General features: G+C 42.9%; 16 protein-coding genes and 2 pseudogenes. 8 read left to right on the forward strand and 10 right to left on the reverse strand.

Going from position 1 to position 17,478, the window contains the following annotated elements:
- Positions 1-160: 160 nt before the first annotated feature.
- Complete coding sequence (locus FDF36_RS01665; protein ID WP_220390083.1) at positions 161-1,906, reverse strand: SGNH/GDSL hydrolase family protein; 1,746 nt, start codon at positions 1,904-1,906, stop codon at positions 161-163.
- Between the two features lie 148 nt (positions 1,907-2,054).
- The gene (locus FDF36_RS01670) at positions 2,055-2,762 is read right to left on the reverse strand and encodes a precorrin-2 C(20)-methyltransferase (protein WP_220390084.1); all 708 of its coding nucleotides are present in this window, start codon (positions 2,760-2,762) and stop codon (positions 2,055-2,057) included.
- 113 nt (positions 2,763-2,875) lie between these two features.
- Between FDF36_RS01670 and FDF36_RS01675 the strand changes: the two genes are divergently transcribed.
- From FDF36_RS01675 to FDF36_RS01685, 3 genes are read left to right on the forward strand one after another with little or no spacing between them, the layout of a single operon-like run.
- Complete coding sequence (locus tag FDF36_RS01675) at positions 2,876-4,024, forward strand: ABC transporter substrate-binding protein (protein WP_220390085.1); 1,149 nt, start codon at positions 2,876-2,878, stop codon at positions 4,022-4,024.
- Between the two features lie 8 nt (positions 4,025-4,032).
- Positions 4,033-5,070, forward strand: coding sequence for an iron ABC transporter permease (locus tag FDF36_RS01680; RefSeq protein WP_220390086.1), 1,038 nt, complete (start codon positions 4,033-4,035; stop codon positions 5,068-5,070).
- A 6-nt stretch (positions 5,071-5,076) separates the two neighbouring features.
- On the forward strand, positions 5,077-6,081 hold the full coding sequence (locus tag FDF36_RS01685) for an ABC transporter ATP-binding protein (RefSeq protein ID WP_220390087.1): 1,005 nt from the start codon (positions 5,077-5,079) through the stop codon (positions 6,079-6,081).
- 112 nt (positions 6,082-6,193) lie between these two features.
- Here the strand turns inward: FDF36_RS01685 and FDF36_RS01690 are convergent, their stop codons facing one another.
- From FDF36_RS01690 to FDF36_RS01710, 5 genes are all read right to left on the reverse strand, one after another.
- A complete protein-coding gene (locus tag FDF36_RS01690; protein ID WP_005777569.1) occupies positions 6,194-7,084 on the reverse strand; it encodes an SDR family oxidoreductase in 891 nt (296 codons plus the stop codon).
- 11 nt (positions 7,085-7,095) lie between these two features.
- Positions 7,096-7,617, reverse strand: a complete 522-nt coding sequence (locus FDF36_RS01695) for a hypothetical protein (RefSeq protein ID WP_005777571.1) — start codon at positions 7,615-7,617, stop codon at positions 7,096-7,098.
- A gap of 62 nt (positions 7,618-7,679) precedes the next feature.
- Positions 7,680-8,471, reverse strand: a complete 792-nt coding sequence (locus FDF36_RS01700; protein ID WP_220390088.1) for a hypothetical protein — start codon at positions 8,469-8,471, stop codon at positions 7,680-7,682.
- 11 nt (positions 8,472-8,482) lie between these two features.
- A complete protein-coding gene (locus FDF36_RS01705; protein WP_220390089.1) occupies positions 8,483-9,178 on the reverse strand; it encodes a response regulator transcription factor in 696 nt (231 codons plus the stop codon).
- Positions 9,175-10,752, reverse strand: a complete 1,578-nt coding sequence (locus FDF36_RS01710; protein ID WP_220390090.1) for an ATP-binding protein — start codon at positions 10,750-10,752, stop codon at positions 9,175-9,177. Before FDF36_RS01710 ends, FDF36_RS01705 begins: the two co-directional genes overlap by 4 nt.
- 266 nt (positions 10,753-11,018) lie before the next feature.
- On the opposite strand from FDF36_RS01710, the gene FDF36_RS01715 reads away from it, so the two are divergent.
- The 5 genes and pseudogenes from FDF36_RS01715 to FDF36_RS01740 form a co-directional block, all read left to right on the forward strand.
- Positions 11,019-11,564, forward strand: a complete 546-nt coding sequence (locus tag FDF36_RS01715; protein ID WP_220390091.1) for a flavodoxin family protein — start codon at positions 11,019-11,021, stop codon at positions 11,562-11,564.
- 61 nt (positions 11,565-11,625) lie between these two features.
- Positions 11,626-12,654, forward strand: a complete 1,029-nt coding sequence (locus tag FDF36_RS01720; RefSeq protein WP_220390092.1) for an alpha/beta hydrolase — start codon at positions 11,626-11,628, stop codon at positions 12,652-12,654.
- A 565-nt stretch (positions 12,655-13,219) separates the two neighbouring features.
- Positions 13,220-13,756: a flavodoxin gene (locus tag FDF36_RS01730; RefSeq protein WP_220390093.1), complete on the forward strand. Its 537-nt coding sequence runs from the start codon at positions 13,220-13,222 to the stop codon at positions 13,754-13,756.
- Positions 13,757-13,762: 6 nt separating this feature from the next.
- Positions 13,763-14,323, forward strand: a complete 561-nt coding sequence (locus FDF36_RS01735; protein WP_220390094.1) for a flavin reductase family protein — start codon at positions 13,763-13,765, stop codon at positions 14,321-14,323.
- A gap of 29 nt (positions 14,324-14,352) precedes the next feature.
- Positions 14,353-14,613, forward strand: a pseudogene (locus FDF36_RS01740) (DapH/DapD/GlmU-related protein); the annotation flags it as partial.
- Positions 14,614-14,849: 236 nt separating this feature from the next.
- Here FDF36_RS01740 and FDF36_RS01745 read toward each other — a convergent pair.
- The 3 genes and pseudogenes from FDF36_RS01745 to FDF36_RS21105 all read right to left on the reverse strand — a co-directional run bounded on the left by FDF36_RS01745 (position 14,850) and on the right by FDF36_RS21105 (position 17,097).
- Positions 14,850-15,551 carry an epoxyqueuosine reductase gene (locus FDF36_RS01745; RefSeq protein WP_220390096.1) on the reverse strand — a complete coding sequence of 234 codons (702 nt, stop codon included), beginning with the start codon at positions 15,549-15,551 and terminating at the stop codon, positions 14,850-14,852.
- Positions 15,548-16,675, reverse strand: a complete 1,128-nt coding sequence (locus FDF36_RS01750) for a GyrI-like domain-containing protein (protein WP_220390097.1) — start codon at positions 16,673-16,675, stop codon at positions 15,548-15,550. Before FDF36_RS01750 ends, FDF36_RS01745 begins: the two co-directional genes overlap by 4 nt.
- Positions 16,676-16,865: 190 nt before the next feature.
- Positions 16,866-17,097 (reverse strand): annotated as a pseudogene (locus FDF36_RS21105) (hypothetical protein).
- Between the last annotated feature and the right edge of the window lie 381 nt (positions 17,098-17,478).

Below are 17,478 nucleotides of genomic sequence, written 5' to 3' on the forward strand. Positions count from 1 at the left end.
CCGGCAATGATATTTACCCGTTTCTATCCGTTTGTCCGGATCAGTATGAGCAACATACGGTTCATGATGAAAACGAATATATACCATTGTCAGACTCTGGAAAAATGCAGTGGCACTTTAAGGGGGAGGATGCATAATTATTAAGGATTGAGTCCTTTGTTTATAAGTAGCCTTTCAGCACTTTTGCGATGCGTTTGTATCCTTCGGCATTCGGGTGAAGCCCGTCACGGAACAGTGAATGGTCTATTGTTCCGTCTTTATGCGTCAGTTGCGGAGCAAGATTAATGAAAGTACAATCTTTGCCGTTCAGTCGCTCTTGCAATGCCGCATCTATTTGGGCAATGCGGGTTTCCATCTCTTTTCTCGGCAGGATGCCCATCACGCAGAGTTTTGCACGGGGCTGACGCTCGCGAATCGCTTTTACGACCCGGCAGATTCCCTCTATGACTTCGTCGTCGGTGTTGAACAAGAGATTGTTGGTGCCTATCAGCAGGAAAATGTTCTGTGCCTGAAAACCGTCCAGCTCACCGTGGTAGATACGCCACAGTACATTTTCTGTTTTGTCCCAGCCAAATCCGAGGTTACGGACCCGCTTTCCTTTGAAAAGTTTATCCCAGGATTCTGTTCCAAACTGATTGTGTGCAATAGGTTCGCCTCCCCAGAAATGCGTGATCGAGTTGCCGATCATCACCACTTCGGGAGCACTTTGCTTATTTAGTTTCAAGATCTCTTCGTGGCGTCCGTACCAGTCGTATGGATCTCTTTGCTGCTTGCAGGGGATACATGAAGTAGGCCCTTCACTCTCTTCGTGTAAGATCTCACCTATCTTCTTCCGGTAACTGTCCGCATATTGCTGCATACCCAGGTCGGTGGAATGAACACCGTCTACCATGGCATCCATCGGCATACCGATTTCTTCCTTGGTCAGATAATAGACAGCAGGAACCTGCTCTTTTTGCAGCGTCTCGTATGCCTTGCGTAGTTCTGCATTGGCCACACGATAGGATTCCTCCGCGCTTTCGGAACTGAATTCATTGCTATATCCGTCGTGTTCTACCAACAGGATGGGGGCCCGGCTCTTTTCACGAAGTTTTTTCACTCCCTCCAAAGTGCGTTGGTACACTACGGCCGATGCTTCTTTTCCTGCCAGATTGGGCATGCAGTCAATGATATATAGCCGTGCATCGATCTCTGACAGAAGATCGAAGAGTGCTTCTTCCAGTTTTCCGTTGCCGGAGAACCCCAGATTGATGACCGGATGTCCCAACTTCCGGTTCAGTATATTGCCCCATGCCATGCCGGGACGCGAAGCACAGGCTCCTTGCGCAATGGAAGTGCCGTATATGACCAGAGGCTTTTCTTGTGAAACCGGAAGGAAACGGAAAGAAGCGTCGGCAGGAACACCTATCTCCATCCATGATACACTGTTGTATAGTGGCAGGAATAGTTGGTATTCAAATCCGTTGCCGGATTTAGCCGCGTATGAAAGTCCCCTGAAATTGTAGACAATGGTGTCTCCCATGGAATAATTTCCGGCACACCAGCGTTCTTGCCCGTTATTGTCTGTAGCATACAGATCGATGCCCGAAACTCCCGTAGCCGGCATATGGGGCATAGAGAGCCCGCCCTTTACTACGTAGCGGACCTTTATTTCGGATGCGTTGGAACGGAAGGCGACAGACAGCCCTGCGCTTTGCCGCGACAAATCCCATAAAGGCTTGCGTACTTTATCTTCTGCCCTTTGCGGGAGGCGGGCATAAGAATCTTTCAGTTCGTTCTGCCATGCTTGTCCGCGTACTGTATGAAAGTCTTGTTTGAGTGGGTCTGCCCATTTGTATTGTGCCTGTAGAGAAGCGCACCCCAGAAAAAGGGCTAAAAGGGAAAATTGGAGTCTGGTAGTTTTCATGATCATTGAGTATTAGGGGATATAAATGTAATCATTCTATCTTGAATATGCGATCATCCGATGCAACCGTAGACGAGTTGTACAACTCGTATGTGCCGGGATGTATAGCTGGTACGTGATTGGTCGGGGACTTTAACGAGGTGTAACCTTATCCGAATCTGATAATCATTACCGAGAAATAAGGGTAGCTTTTTTCCCGAAGTTCTTCGGTGGAGCAAGAGTAGTATTCCTTCTCGGTCCCTACATTTTCAAAGTAGTGGTATTGGTATTCCGGATGGTTAATTATACATTGGTGTACCTCGTCTATACATTGCGATAGCTTCATTATGACTACTACCGTCTGATGCTTCAGGTAGTCGTCCAGTTCCTTGGCGGTGACGTGACCCGGTATCACGATCAGCCGCTCTTCCTGACTGACAATGTGCAGGCCCGCCATCGCTCCGGAAGCAATAAAAGCAGGAATACCGGCAATCTGTTCAACGGAGATGTCGTCTTGTTGCAGCTTGTCGTAGATGTAGTGGATGGAAGAGTAAAGACCCGCATCTCCTTCGGCTACAATTACAACGTTTTGTCCCTCTGCACGGAGTATTTTGCTGCTTTCATATACAGCTTCATAAGATCTTAATGCCAGTGTCCTGTCCTTGTCCATAGGGAGCCGGAAACACTGTACGGTGTCCGAGAATCCGAGAGTGTTCAGGATGGAGAGTGCCCGGGAAGAGGACTTGCCGTCTTGAGTCATGGTGGCCGGACAGAAGATGCAGTCGGCTCCTTGCAGTGCTTTGAGTCCTTTCAATGTAATCAGATCCGGTTCGCCGGGGCCTAAAGATACGAAACGTATGGGATGTGTAGTTATCATTTGTTATCGGTTTATCATCTTAATGTTCTGCAAAAGTGAGGAAAATATCTCTATGAAACAAGAATTATTAAGTATCTTTGACCGCTGTAATCTGAATTAAAAGACAAATACCGATGAAACAATTCCTGATCGGATGCGCACTGCTGGCCTGTATCTCTTTAGCCGGTTGTCGTCCGAAGAACAACCAGAATGCAACGATAGTAACCGGTGAGGTGTCCGATACATCTTCTGTCCGTATCACACCAGTTTATGCCAAAGGTTTTAAAGTGACCTATACTCCTACATGCCGCTTGGTCGATATCAGCGATCCGCAGAAAGAAGGAGGTGAATCTTTTCATTACGCTCTTGTGCCCAGAGGGAAGAAACCTGAAAATATTCCTACTGGCTATACAGTGATAGAGACTCCCGTGAAGAGTGTTATCTGTATGACTTCCTTGCAGTTATCCAACTTTATTAAACTGGATGCTTTAAATCATGTAGTGGGTATCACGAGTACTCGCCATCTCTTCAACAAAGAAATGAACGAACGCTTGAAGCAGGGTAAAACGGCTAAGATAGGTATCGAGGGGAACTTTGATAATGAAGTGATCATGAGTGTGAATCCCGATGTCATCTTCATTTCTCCTTTCAAGCGCGGCGGATACGATGCCATGCGTGAAGTGGGCATTCCGCTGGTGCCGCATTTGGGATACAAAGAGATGACTCCGTTGGGACAGGCCGAATGGATTAAGTTTATCGGACTTTTCATCGGAGAGGAAGAGACTGCCAACCGGAAATTTGCAGCCATAGAAAAGCATTATAATGAATTGAAAGAAAGGGTTGCCCATGTAAAGAAGCGTCCGGTGGTGTTCAGTGGAGAGATCCGCGGGGGCAACTGGTATGCCGTGGGCGGTAAAAGTTTTCTGGCACAGCTCTTCCGTGATGCGGGTGCCGATTATTTTCTGAAAGACGATCCCCGGTCGGGAGGTGTCACACTCGACTTCGAAACAGTGTACAGCCAGGCGGAAAGTGCCGACTATTGGCGTATTGTCAATAGTTTCGACGGGACTTTCTCTTATGATGTATTGAAGAGTGAAGATCCGAGATATGCCGATTTTCATGCTTTCCGTGAGAAAGGGGTGATATATTGCAACATGCGTGAAAAGCCGTTTTATGAAAGTATGCCTACCCAGCCGGAAGTGGTACTGGAGGATTTGATTAAGGCTTTTCATCCGGACTTGTTGCCCGATTATGCGCCTGTCTATTACGAACGACTCAATTAATCTGTCCGATGAAACGACCGATAATACCTCTTATGCTGCTTATAGCCGCATCTATTTTTGTCTTTTTCCTGTTGAACCTTCTTTTGGGTTCGGTTTCCATCCCTATCGGTTCGGTATGGAACATACTTTGGGGCGGAACGGATGAATCCGTTATCTGGCAAAATATCATCTGGAAGTCACGGGTACCGCAGGCTTTGACCGCTTTGGTGGCGGGTGCCGGACTTTCTATCAGTGGCTTGCAGATGCAGACCGTATTTCGTAATCCGCTGGCAGGACCTTCTGTACTTGGTATCAGTTCCGGTGCCAGCTTGGGAGTGGCTTTCGTGGTATTGTTGTCCGGATCATTTGGAGGCGTGGCACTTAGCAAACTGGGATATATGGGCGAGGTGGCTCTTTCGTTGGCGGCCGTTATCGGTGCCCTGTCGGTGATGGCGCTTATTGTGTATGTATCCCAAAAAGTGAAAGGAAATGTAACTTTGTTGATTATCGGTGTGATGATTGGCTATGTGGCGAGTGCCGTTATCGGTGTACTCAAATATTTTAGTGTAGAAGAAGACATCCGCGCTTACGTCATTTGGGGGTTGGGTAGCTTTGCCCGCGTCTCCGGTGATCAGATGACTTTGTTTGTCTGTATCATGGTTGTGCTGATTCCGCTCTCTTTCCTGTTGATTAAAACCATGAACCTGATGCTGCTTGGCGATGGGTATGCACGTAACTTGGGATTGAACATCAAGCGCGCCCGCCTGTTGGTCATTTCATGTTCGGGAGTGCTTGTAGCCATTGTGACCGCTTATTGCGGACCGATTATGTTCATTGGTTTGGCGGTTCCTCATCTTTGCCGTGCCATCTTTCATACCTCGGATCACCGCATCCTGATGCCGGCCACTTTGCTGGCAGGTGCTTCGTTGGCTTTGGTATGCAATCTGGTTGCCCGCATGCCGGGCTTTGAGGGAGCTCTTCCGGTCAACTCCGTGACTGCGCTCGTAGGCGCGCCGGTCGTGGCATCAGTGTTGTTCCGTAAGCGTAAAAGTGAATTAAGTGAATAAAGAATCATGAAGCAAAAAACCATTCATATAGAGAATCTTTCGATAGGCTACCTGGGTAAGACCGATGTTAAAGTTGTGGCCGATCGTATCAATGCCGGCATTAACTGTGGCGAACTGACTTGCCTGTTGGGAGCTAATGGAGTGGGGAAGTCCACCCTGTTGCGTACACTTTCGGCTTTTCAGCCTAAACTGGGAGGCAAGATAGAGATTGTGGGTAAGGAAATCGATGCGTATACCGACAAAGAGTTGTCGACTGTGATTAGTGTGGTGCTCACCGAGAAATGTGACATACGCAATATGACGGTACACGAGCTTGTAGGTTTAGGCCGGAGTCCGTATACCGGTTTTTGGGGGACACTCCGTGGAGAAGACAAAGAGGTGGTTGAACGTTCCATCGCTCTGGTAAAGATTGAGAATCTGGCGCACCGCATGGTACATACCCTGAGTGATGGTGAGCGCCAGAAAGCAATGATTTCCAAAGCACTGGCACAAGAAACCCCGGTGATTTTTCTGGATGAACCGACAGCCTTTCTCGACTTTCCCAGTAAAGTGGAGATGATGCAATTGCTCCACCAACTGAGCCGGCAGACCAACAAAACGATTTTCCTTTCTACCCACGACTTAGAGTTGGCTTTACAGATTGCCGATAAAATATGGCTGATGGATAAGATGAATGGAGTGACTATCGGCACTCCCGAGGATCTTTCCTTAAGTGGTAAATTGAGTAGTTTCTTCGCTCGTAAAGGTATTGTATTCGATCTGGAGACTGGTTTGTTCCGAGTAGATAATGAATATACATCACGAATACGTCTGGTAGGGCACGGACAGAAATATGCCATGGTACGTAAAGCCTTGCAGCGTAATGGAATTCTGGCAAATCGTAATATCGAGTCTGATATTTATATCGAAACCGGTGATTTGAAAAAGGGTAATGGATTCATTATGCATCTGCAGGAAGGAGAAGTGGTGACGGTGGGGAGCATTGAAGAATTGTTGGAGAAGTTAGGCTAAATCAGTTCCTTTTCACCACAGAGGGCACGGAGAGGATATATTAGGGAGGGGGTACTCGCCAAAACAAAAAGTTAAACTCTGTGTCCTTTGTGGTGAATAAGTCAGTAGAGGGTTAAAACAGGGAGGCTGCCATACCTTCTTCCAACGTGTGTGGGTTGTATCCGATTTCAGTTTTAGCTTTTTCAATGCTCAATCCGCTAAAGCGGGGACGGGGAGTAGCCTCTTGCATTTCTTCGGTAGTGACGGGCTCAATCAAAGAACGGTCCAGTTTCAGAAAATCGGCTACCCGGTAGGCGATTTCGGCAATCGTGAGACATTCATTCCCGCAAATGTGATAGATTCCGTTGGAGGGGTGAAACATCAGTTTTTTTACTCCTTCCGAAATATCTCCTACAAAAGTCGGTGTACGCCATTGGTCGGACACAACGCGAATTGGTTCCCCTTTTCTCAACCGGTTGGCAACTAACTGAAGAATGTTGCCATGCTGCCCCGTGAGGGCCTTTCCATAAACAACAACTACACGCACTATTGCATAATTGCTGCAGCAATCAGCCACCACTTTTTCAGCTTTCAGTTTCGTAACTCCGTAATAATTGACCGGAGAGGCTTCATCTTCTTCTTTGTAGAGTTGATTGCTTTTACCATCAAATACAAAATCAGTTGACAGATGGATGAAACGGCTGCCATACTGTTCACAGGCATGTGAAATGGTTTCAACAGCCGTTACATTCGTGGCTTCGGCTTCTGCATGGTGGGTTTCACAATAATCCGGCACCGAAAGGGCAGAAGTATTGATTACAATGTCCGGTTGGGATTCATTGAATAACCTTTGTACGGCATCTGTGTCCCGAATATCTGTACGTACAAAACGGTAACCCTTTCCGGGGCAGATATCATCTCTTAAAGAACATCCGGTGACATTGTAGATAGGTTTAGCCGACAAATCGTTCAGTATCCGGCGACCCGTAAATCCGTTTGCACCGATAATCAGTATGTTTTTCATTTCTTTCTTTTTTAATATGGATAGTAGCGTCCTTGTTGAACCTCGATGCGGATACCGAAATTACCATCGGAAGATTTCATTTCAAAAGCACCTTTGAAGTTATTCTTTTCCCATGGCATGGCACCATGGTTAGGCACCTTCTGGCCTTTGGCATTATATTCTCCGTATGTATTCATGCGCATGCCGTTTTTCAGTTTAAACGATCCCATCTGGAGTTGTTGTGGAGACGAGAAGAAACCACCAAATCCGTATGAAAGAGAGGGCGTGAATACATTGGATAACCCTTGTGTCATTATAATGTCGGGATTTAGACTGAATATTCGGCTATAATCTTTGCTCGCATCGGGCAGCTCGAATTTATATTCCGGTAGTTTGGGAGGAGCTGCCATAAACAGTCCCATGTCGATCAGGAAGTCTCCGTATTGTTTGACGGTAGAGGGCAAATGCCGGATGCTGTCGGACGGTGATTCCGACTGTGCAGAAAGTGAGGCCGTACTCAGTAACAGCAGCAAAAAGAATATCAGCTTCTTCATATCCGTTGGGTTTATCTTTAGTGTCGCAAAGATATGAAAATAATCAGCTTGCCGTGAATCCTTTATTTCTTTTTTAGATGAATTACGGGACCGAAAACAGGGGTGGTTTCCCAGTGCCCTTTTATTGGATTAAATTCATGGACAGCTCCCCCGGTAATACCGAATTTATCATTGAACATGTAGTCGAGTGTACCTCCGAAATGGCTTTGCATATAGAGATCGGGAACCATATACCCCATTTTAGAGTTACGTTGGCCATTAAGTGAATATTGTCCGAATACGTTCAAGTATAGATGGTCTGTAAGTCGGTAAGTGATGTTCCCGTTGATGCCGGCATCGAAGCGTGAACCTGCCATTGGAGCAGTGGGGATACGCAAGCTTGGCATTGTATATTGGGCTACATATATTCCTCCCGAGAAAGTCCAGCGGTCGTTGGGGGTGAAGGAATAGACAGCACCTGCTTTTATTATGGTTCCTATACTGAGATAAGTGTTGTGGTTGCTGAAAGTACTGAGATAGCTGTTTCCGGAAAGGTCGAACTCATTATAGCGGTTGTAGTCCCAGATGAAAGGATTGAAAGAAGTACCCAGTTGGGGAATAATCCATCCGGATAGAATATTCTCTATGTGTGGCATACGGAAAGTCATACTGTTACCGGTTGCAAAGTGCAGAGTTTCTTCGGGGAGATTATTGTCTGATTGAATCTTTCTGTCGCTGTGATGTAATTCCTGACGGATTTCGGGCACAGTCCTGCGATGACCTGTGACGCTGTCTTGCGGTTGTTCCGTTTGTGCAAAGGCTATCGTAGACATGATTGCCAGTACAAATGTGCTGTATATCTTTTGAGTTATCATATTGTGTTTTTTTAGTTTAATATCAATTTATATCCGATTCCTCTGACATTTACGATGCGTATACGTTCGTCAGCCGATAATTTATGTCGGAGTTTAGTGATGAAAACATGTAAGCTCCGTGAATTGAAGAAGCTATCGTCTCCCCAAAGGTCGAGTAGTACATTCTGTGTGTTGACTACCTGATTCTGATTTTCGCAAAGTCGTTTTAGAATTTCTGTTTCCCGATGGGAGAGCTCTTGTTTCAATCCGGCATGTGTCAGTGTTTGTGCAAGAGTATTGAACAAATAGTTGCCTATCTCAAACCGTGTGGTTGTTTTCTTTTCTTCTGCAAAACTGAATGCCTTACCTACCAATGCTTTTATACGGATGATCAGTTCCTGCATTCCGAATGGCTTTTTCAGGTAATCATTGGCACCCAATTTAAAACCTTCTACTACGTCGTTGATGGCCGAACGGGCTGTCAGGAAAAGTACCGGGGTCTGTTTATCGGTCTGGCGGATACGTCTTACCATCTCAAAGCCATCCATACGCGGCATCATCACGTCGGCTACCAGTACATCCGGACGTATATCGAAAAACATACGCAATCCCTCTTCACCGTTGGCAGCAATGGTGAGGGTGAAGTCATTCTCTTCAAGTGTATCCTTGATAATCATGGCGAGGGTCAGTTCGTCTTCCACTAATAATACTTTAATTTTCTGTTTCATAGCATAATGGTGAATGTACTACCGTGTCCTGGTTCGCTTTCTACACAAACTGTTCCTCCATGCTTCTCAATCATTGTTTTCACATAGTAGAGTCCCAGACCGTATCCTTTTACGTTATGGAGGTTTCCGGTCGGTACACGGTAAAATTTGTCGAATATATGTTTTTGTTTCTCTTGTGCGATACCTATTCCCTCATCGGTGACTGAAATTTCTACTTTTCCGTTAACTTCTGTTTCACGACAGAGGATATGGATAACGGCTTTCTCCGGTGAGTATTTCACGGCATTGTCTATCAGGTTACTCAGAATATTGCTGAAATGAGTCCGGTCGGCGAATACCGTAAGATCTTCCGGTTCTGTTTTATAGTCAATGCTGACGGGTTTCTTTGCTTTGAGTCGGTGTTGCTCTGCTAATGTTTCGAGCAAAGGGATAAGAGTTATCTCTTCCGGTCGGAGTCGGAAAGCCTTACGCTGTTCCATACTCATCGTTAGTATCTGTTCGACCAGCCCACTGAGTCTTTGCAGCTGCTCCTGGCTGATATTTAGATATCTGTCTCGCTTTTCTTTCTCATCAGCTTGTCCGAAGTTTAGTAATGCGTCGTTGGCGGCATATGCCACAGCTATAGGGGTCTTTAATTCATGCGTGATGTTGTTGGTGAAATCACTTTTCATTTCTTCCAGTGTTTTCTGTTTCAGCAATGTACGGATCAAGTACCAGAAGGAGAATCCTAATATTAACAAAATAATAAATGAAGTAATAAGTATACCGGCCATCTGCCGGACAATAACTCCGGCTACAGAATCCATCCGGAGGCGGTAGAGCGAGTGTGAATGGATGTCGAAAGTATAGTCGTAAGTATGTGCATCCGGTCCGGGGATGTAGTCCGCTGTACCGGCAACTCCCAAGGTATCGGTAAAAAACTGAGTAGAATCGAGAGTGTGGCTGAAACGCAGATATTCTATCCGATATGGAAGTGTTATTCCCTTTTCTTGCAGGCTTAGTGTCAGCAGGCTGTCGTAGGACTGAAAATTGGGATCCATGATTATGTCAAGTCCCGAATGTAATCCCCTTTGAAAATAAGTAGCCAGTTCGAGCATGCTACTCTGATCTTTCAATAATAGGTCCAGCCCCCCTTTCGTTTGTAGCATGGCAGCTTTCACCTCCTGCGAAGTAGAGTCCTTGGGGATTACTTTTATTTCCCTCTGATCATTACGGACTACGATCAGGGTGTCCCGTTTTTTTTCGGTTCTAAGAATGGTGTCCTGTTGTATATCCATACCTTTGGGAACCTTCTCTTTATGAACTGTAGTACTGCTGCGAACCAGTGTTCCACCTTCATCATTGTACCCGGCAGAGACAGAGATCTCACCATGATCGTTGTCATCACGACGCATGCATTCTATGCGTAGCATCATTTCTTTATAATCACATGTGCGCATAGCCTCGGTAATGGAATGCTCCATGTCTGTTTTCATGGTATGGTACATGCTGACCAACCAATAGGTCTGGTAGGCAAAAATAGCTATCAAAGAGGCTATTACGAGTATGGCAATATGTTTTATGGGGAGTTTCATGCAAACAAAGATAATAGTAAACTTTTTGAATTAGCACATCTGATAAGACTAAATAACACTAAAATTGGGACGTAAAAATGTACAGCAAAGTTATTATAAATAATTTAGCTTTTCCATAACGATTTTGAGTTTGTCAGGTTCTATCTGCATTTATTTACAAGAATCTGTAATTCGGGTTATATTCCCCGTAATTTATCTACTAAGTATATTCTCTTAACCACATACCTTTGTAACATGAAAAACAACAATTTAAACAATAGATAATTATGAGCAAGAAAGTATTGATTTTATCATCCAGTCCGCGACGCGGGGGAAATTCTGATACACTTTGTGATGAGTTTATGCGTGGAGCCACAGAGGCAGGGAACGAAGTGAAAAAGGTTTTTCTACGGGACAAGACCATCCACTATTGTACGGGATGCGGTGTATGCAGCCAATATAAGAAGCCGTGCCCTCAGAAAGATGATGCGGCGGAAATTATTGAGAAAATGTTAACAGCCGATGTTATCGTTTTGGCGACACCCGTTTATTTTTATGCAATGAGCGCACAGTTGAAAACGTTACTTGACCGCTGTTGCGGTCCTTATGCCGAAATGATTAATAAGGAGTTTTATTTTCTCGTTTCTGCTGCCGAGGGTAAAGAAGGACTTCCTTATTTAGAACATGTATTCGATAACCTCATGGGATTTATCGATTGTCTGGAAAATCCGGTAGTGAAAGGTAAAGTGCTTGCTACCGGTGTTTGGCATGTGGGTGAAATAAAAGGTAATCCGGCATCGGCAGAAGCATATGAAATGGGGAAACAGATTTAATAATTATAGATTAGCGCAGAATAGATAATCAATTATATGAATTACTAAAATCAAAGAAGATATGAAACGAAATTTATTATTGGCAGCAACATCGTTTACGATGCTCAGTGTAAATCCTTCTTTTGCTCAAACCTATACAGATAATTTCTATAAAAGCAATGTGGTAAATATGGAGAAGGTATCTTTTCCCAATCAGTACAAAATGAAAGTGGCAGGTAATCTCTTTTTGTCTAAAGAGATGAAAGCGGACGAGAAACGTCCGGCAATTATTGTAGGACATCCTATGGGAGCCGTCAAAGAGCAGAGTGCTAATCTTTATGCTACGAAAATGGCCGAACGCGGTTTTGTAACTTTATCCATCGACTTATCTTTCTGGGGAAGCAGCGAAGGAGAACCTCGCAATGCAGTCCTTCCGGAGCTTTATGCGGAAGCATTCAGTGCTGCGGTCGATTACCTGGGAACACGTTCATTTGTCGAACGTGAGCATATCGGTGTGATTGGGATTTGTGGTAGTGGGAGCTTTGCCATCAGTGCGGCAAAAATAGATCCTCGTCTGAAGGCCATTGCAACCATGAGTATGTACAACATGGGGACAGCCAGTCGTAATGGTCTGAAGCATGCCTTGACTTTGGAGCAACGGAAGCAAATCATGCTCGAAGCCGCCGAACAACGCTATATAGAGTTCTTGGGCGGAGAAACCCGATATACCGGTGGAACTCCTCATGAAATAACAGAAAACTCCGACTCGGTAGCACGTGAGTTCTATGAGTTCTACCGTACTTCGCGGGGAGAATATACTCCTGAAGGAGCAACTCCATTGACCACTACACATCCCACACTCAGCAGCAATATCAAGTTTATGAATTTTTATCCGTTTGCCGATATTGAAACCATTTCACCACGTCCGATGCTTTTTGTTACCGGAGAGAATGCACATTCGCGTGAATTCAGTGAAGATGCCTACCGACTTGCCGCCGAACCAAAAGAATTGTATATTGTGCCTGGTGCGGGTCATGTGGATCTTTACGACCAAGTGAATCTTATTCCGTTCGACAAACTGGAGAGTTTCTTTGAGACATATTTGAAATAATAAAGAAGGATATGGGAATGAAATATGATATAATCATTCTTGGGAGGGATGTTGATACTGATGGTTGGACTCACCTCCTGCAGTACTTTCACAACATTTCCAGATGATGGATACCGTGGTGGAAGCTCTGAAAATGTTTCGTGAAATGGATGGTATCAAATTAGCAAATGTATAACCTCCAAATGCGTTGGAAACGTTTTGGCTTTAATTTTTCCAAGAATATCAATATTAGATTATATGTATAAATTGCACCACTAAATTTAGGTTCCTTTTAACGACGGCTGTTATTTCCATGCTTCATCTATACTGAAGTTACAGATCTTATAATGGATCTGCTGTCCTTAATAAGATATTAAATTAGTATAATATGATCGGGTATTTCTCAACTAAAAGACTTTTCGCATCATTGAAGTTACCGGCAACCCAGATATAGATTTAAGCTCGTCCTTCGTTTTTTCTTTTATCAGTGATTTTGGTTAGATAATCAGTGATTTATATACCTTTATGATAGATATTATTCTGTAATTTTGTACCATGATAATAGAAATTAAAACTATAAAGGGCAATGAAGATTAAAAGTATGATTATGGTAGTGATCATGATGTTATGTATCACTATAAATGCACAGGAACAGAGTAATAAGACATTGGTAGCTTATTTCTCGGCAACAGGAACGACGGAAAAAGCAGCGAAGTTGATTGTAGAAGTTACAGGTGGTACGCTCTACGAGATACAACCTGAAAAGGGATATGTTGCTGCTGATTTGGATTGGCATGACAAATCCTCACGTAGCAGTGTTGAGATGTCAAATGCTAAATCACGCCCTGCATTAAAATCTAAACCGGAGAATCTTGCAGATTACGATATCATTTATATAGGTTTCCCTATTTGGTGGAATTCAGCTCCGAGAATTATCAATACTTTTATTGAAAGCGATGATTTTGCAGGTAAAATGATTATTCCGTTTGCTACATCGGGTAGCAGCAGTATTTTTAATGCGGAAAAAGAGTTGCAGGAAGCCTATCCTGATATGAAATGGCAAAAGGGCTGCCTTTTGAATGGTGCGACGAAGGAAGATATTAAGAAATGGACTAAAAAATAAATTGTTATGAGAAAGAATTTTGGGGCAAAGCCCTTTACTTATCCGCAGCCGGTGTTTATTATCGCTGCTTATGATGAAAATGGTATTCCCAATGCTATGAATGCAGCTTGGGGAGGTATCAGCGAGATGCATGAAATTAGTATTTGTATTAGTGAGGGACATAAAACGACTGCAAATATACTGAAGCGTAAGGCTTTTACCGTGAGTATGGCAGAGGTCGGACAGGTGGTTGCCTGTGATTACGTAGGTATTGTTTCCGGTAATAAGGTTTCGGATAAATTTACTCGTGCAGGTTTCCATGCTACTCGTTCGGAGTTTGTAGATGCACCGTTGATCGACGAATTATCCGTAGTGCTGGAGTGTAAGTTGAAGGATTATAATCCAGAAACCTGTATTTTACGTGGTGAAATAATAAACGTAAGTGTAGATGAACGTGTTCTTGACGAAAACGGTAAAGTGGATATATCCAAAGTGTCTCCTATTATATTCGACCCATTCAATAACGATTACCTGGAAGTGGGTAAAAAGGTAGGTAATGCCTTTTCGGATGGAAAGAGATTGAAATAAGGAGTAGCATTATATATGAAAGAAATAAGATTACAATTGACGATGATGTTCAGATAGCAGCCAACGTGCAACTTATATCGAATAATCATGATCTTGACAATCGCTCGATTATTACTTGTAAGCTGGTGTATATTTGTAACAGGGCATGGATAGGAGCAGGGGCTACGATCCTTTCGGGAGTTACAATCGGTGAGAATAGTGTTGTAGGAGCGGGCAGTGTTGTGACTAAGGATGTAGAACCGAACACGATTGTGGCAGGTAATCCTGCTATGGTAATTCGGAGGATTTAGATTTTTCGATTATTGGTTGTGGAAAATATAAGAATAAAAAGGGGATGTCATAACTCTTTTTACCACGGAGTAGCACAGAGTATCACAGAGTCTTTTTACTAATAATCAACAACTTAAAATCACCTCTATGTTACTCTGTGTCCTCTGTGGTTGATTTTGACACATCCTCTTTTATTTTTGTGAACCCTCGTTTGGGCTTCTTCTATTTGTTATTCTTCGTTTGTTACTTGTGGAAATCAGACAATATTTCTCTTTATATATGTTTGTGTTCTGGGACAATGCACAAGGCATTTCAAACAGGTGCTGCATCTATGTATGTTAACGATTTCATCTCTTGAAACAGATCTACTCCAAACTTTGCCTTTAAGGACTTTTTCCTCACAGATATTGACGCAAGTAATGCAATTTCCGCATTTTGGAGATAGGGGTTCATGCAATAGCGTTTTCAGTGGAGCGCCAGTTAAAACCGTGCCGAGACATTGCGCTGCGCCATATTCAGGAGTAATTAACAGGTTATTTTTCCCAATCCATCCTAATCCGCCAAGTAGTGCGACGGTTTTGTGGGGCAATACTGATTCTTTTGTTTCATTATCGAATACGCCATCAGCCACTAATCCTGTATCGGATTGTGATATGGCTTTATAGCCCTTCCCGGTAATGAACTTGGCTAATTCGTCTGCTATTTCTCCTGCCTTATGTTCGGTTTGCGAATATTCATCATCGTCAAAATTGTAATTATCCGCTATCCGTGCTTGTACGTAGTCGGGAATATTAAATACCATTTTAACATATTCTGCGGTTAGCGGAAGCGCAAAAACAATGGCGATCGGGAGTTGTCTGTTTTGCTTTTCGTCTAAATGCGATATATCGACAAAACGTATCAATTTTGCTCCTTGATTTCTTAATTCGTTTTCTATTTCTTGGTTTAAATATTTCATGCTTCTTTTTTTGTAATGGGAATATAAATATCTGTTATTAGCTCCGAAGCCGGGGTTTTTTCGGGAGTGTTGATGTAAGTTTCAAAGGTGAACTGTTCCCGCAAGGTATAATCGCTTGTCGGCAACCAGTCAAGGTAAATATGGCGGTATACCTTATTCAGTTCATGATAAAATCCTTTGAAACGAAAGATTGCATATTCTCCCGCATGAATTTCATAAACGCCAAAGCCCTTCGGCGTTTCAAATGATTCCGGTAATGTTATCCCAATCATAAAACGACTTTGTTCTTCAGGCGTGATATACGGATAATCGAGAGTCAAGCTCACGTATTTACATCCTTTTGAAGACAATTCGTATTTTTCTGAAAATTGTAGCAACTGCTTCCACAAAACCGAGAAGCTATGAATGACATTATTTGTTCTTTCCAATTTCAAGTATGCGATTCGGATACCTGGTACTTTTTCAATATTTGGTTCAATTCGTATCGGATTCTTCCTTTCGGGATTGACGTTTGAATGCTTTTTGCGAAATTCCGGAATGGAAGAATTGAAATAACTCTTGAATGCCCTCGAAAGTGTGTGTTTGTTCTGATAATTGATTTGATCGAGAAGCTTCGGAACACTTACGTCAGTTGTTATTAGCTTAAATGCAATGTACTCTAATCTCAGTCGTTGAATGTACATTCCCATATTTTCGCCACAAACAGCCTTGAAAAGCCTGCGAAAATAATATTTGGAGATACCTGCAACATGAGATAGCTTGTCGGAATCAAGGTCGTCAAACAAATGGCGGTTGATATATTCCTGAACTTTTATAATCAGACCATATTGCACATGAGCCGTATTGATTTTTTGTTTCCACCTCTTGATATTTGGAAGTCGTTTGGACATTTCCGCTCTCAACTCTTCCGACGTGAGATTGACTCCCGTCTCTTTATAATATTCTTCGGGGAAAAGCCCCCAAAGGTAAATAAGATAATCCATTGAGAAATCATAGAGTTTAACCCCGTTGTGCAAGCAATAGTCGCAATATTCCACATTTTGGTTTGCCTTAAGATTGGTATAATCTATGTCTAAAGGTATTCCACACGTTTGGCAATATTTTGTTTCAGTATTGATTTTCATATATTTCCTGTTCTTTGGGTGCAAAGTTAATCAATAGATTGTGCTAAAGGTTACCATTAATAGCCTTCTTTTGAAAGGAAATAGTGAATGCCTTAATAATTATAGATTCAATACTTCACATATAATAATAGGTGATTATGTTTTCATTAGTGCAATTTTGGGTTCTTCTTCAAATTTGGTGGTAAATTCTTTATTCCTTTATTTTCAAGTTGACAATTGTCCTTTTTGCTTGCTTCAATAAGAAAAAATAGACACCGGCTGAATCAGATAACTCAAGTTTCGGAAGTGAATTTATATGCCGTCTGAACCGGTATCTTCATCCTTATACCTTTCTTCAATTAACATTGTTAACGCCTTTTTCGGTTGTCAGGTTCTTGTGCGCAAATAACAAGTCTTTTGCATTTAAAGAACTTATTATTCACATTCAAAGAACAAACTTTAACTCTGTGTTAAAACAAAGCTTTTGAGGACAGAAATTTTACTTTTTAAATGTATTGATTTTCAGATAGTTTTGCCTGAAATTCGCTTCTTCACCTCACGGATGGACTCTTTGGGCGAAGCCGGGATACTTGCTTTTTTGTCAACTATAAACGAGGGCTTACACTTCCGAAAACTGAATTAGATTCCATGAGTAAAAGAAAATTTACCACCAAATTTGACGAGTAACCCTATTTTTTCTGTTAGAATTCTATTTGATAATTTAAAGATGCTCTTAACTATAAATCAGCGTTATTTATTTTTCTTGCATCATTTAATTAAAGTGTTTTTCCTAATTTTGTGTCAGGGGATCATTAATGAAAAAA

Source organism: Bacteroides fragilis, from assembly GCF_019583405.1.
GTDB lineage: Bacteria > Bacteroidota > Bacteroidia > Bacteroidales > Bacteroidaceae > Bacteroides > Bacteroides fragilis_B.

Excerpts from the sequence above, each read along its gene's own strand:
- FDF36_RS01665 (WP_220390083.1), bottom strand. The coding sequence starts at position 1,906 with ATGAAAACTACCAGACTCCAATTTTCCCTTTTAGCCCTTTTTCTGGGG.
- FDF36_RS01670 (WP_220390084.1), bottom strand. The coding sequence starts at position 2,762 with ATGATAACTACACATCCCATACGTTTCGTATCTTTAGGCCCCGGCGAA.
- FDF36_RS01675 (WP_220390085.1), top strand. The coding sequence starts at position 2,876 with ATGAAACAATTCCTGATCGGATGCGCACTGCTGGCCTGTATCTCTTTA.
- FDF36_RS01680 (WP_220390086.1), top strand. The coding sequence starts at position 4,033 with ATGAAACGACCGATAATACCTCTTATGCTGCTTATAGCCGCATCTATT.
- FDF36_RS01685 (WP_220390087.1), top strand. The coding sequence starts at position 5,077 with ATGAAGCAAAAAACCATTCATATAGAGAATCTTTCGATAGGCTACCTG.
- FDF36_RS01690 (WP_005777569.1), bottom strand. The coding sequence starts at position 7,084 with ATGAAAAACATACTGATTATCGGTGCAAACGGATTTACGGGTCGCCGG.
- FDF36_RS01695 (WP_005777571.1), bottom strand. The coding sequence starts at position 7,617 with ATGAAGAAGCTGATATTCTTTTTGCTGCTGTTACTGAGTACGGCCTCA.
- FDF36_RS01700 (WP_220390088.1), bottom strand. The coding sequence starts at position 8,471 with ATGATAACTCAAAAGATATACAGCACATTTGTACTGGCAATCATGTCT.
- FDF36_RS01705 (WP_220390089.1), bottom strand. The coding sequence starts at position 9,178 with ATGAAACAGAAAATTAAAGTATTATTAGTGGAAGACGAACTGACCCTC.
- FDF36_RS01710 (WP_220390090.1), bottom strand. The coding sequence starts at position 10,752 with ATGAAACTCCCCATAAAACATATTGCCATACTCGTAATAGCCTCTTTG.
- FDF36_RS01715 (WP_220390091.1), top strand. The coding sequence starts at position 11,019 with ATGAGCAAGAAAGTATTGATTTTATCATCCAGTCCGCGACGCGGGGGA.
- FDF36_RS01720 (WP_220390092.1), top strand. The coding sequence starts at position 11,626 with ATGAAACGAAATTTATTATTGGCAGCAACATCGTTTACGATGCTCAGT.
- FDF36_RS01730 (WP_220390093.1), top strand. The coding sequence starts at position 13,220 with ATGAAGATTAAAAGTATGATTATGGTAGTGATCATGATGTTATGTATC.
- FDF36_RS01735 (WP_220390094.1), top strand. The coding sequence starts at position 13,763 with ATGAGAAAGAATTTTGGGGCAAAGCCCTTTACTTATCCGCAGCCGGTG.
- FDF36_RS01745 (WP_220390096.1), bottom strand. The coding sequence starts at position 15,551 with ATGAAATATTTAAACCAAGAAATAGAAAACGAATTAAGAAATCAAGGA.
- FDF36_RS01750 (WP_220390097.1), bottom strand. The coding sequence starts at position 16,675 with ATGAAAATCAATACTGAAACAAAATATTGCCAAACGTGTGGAATACCT.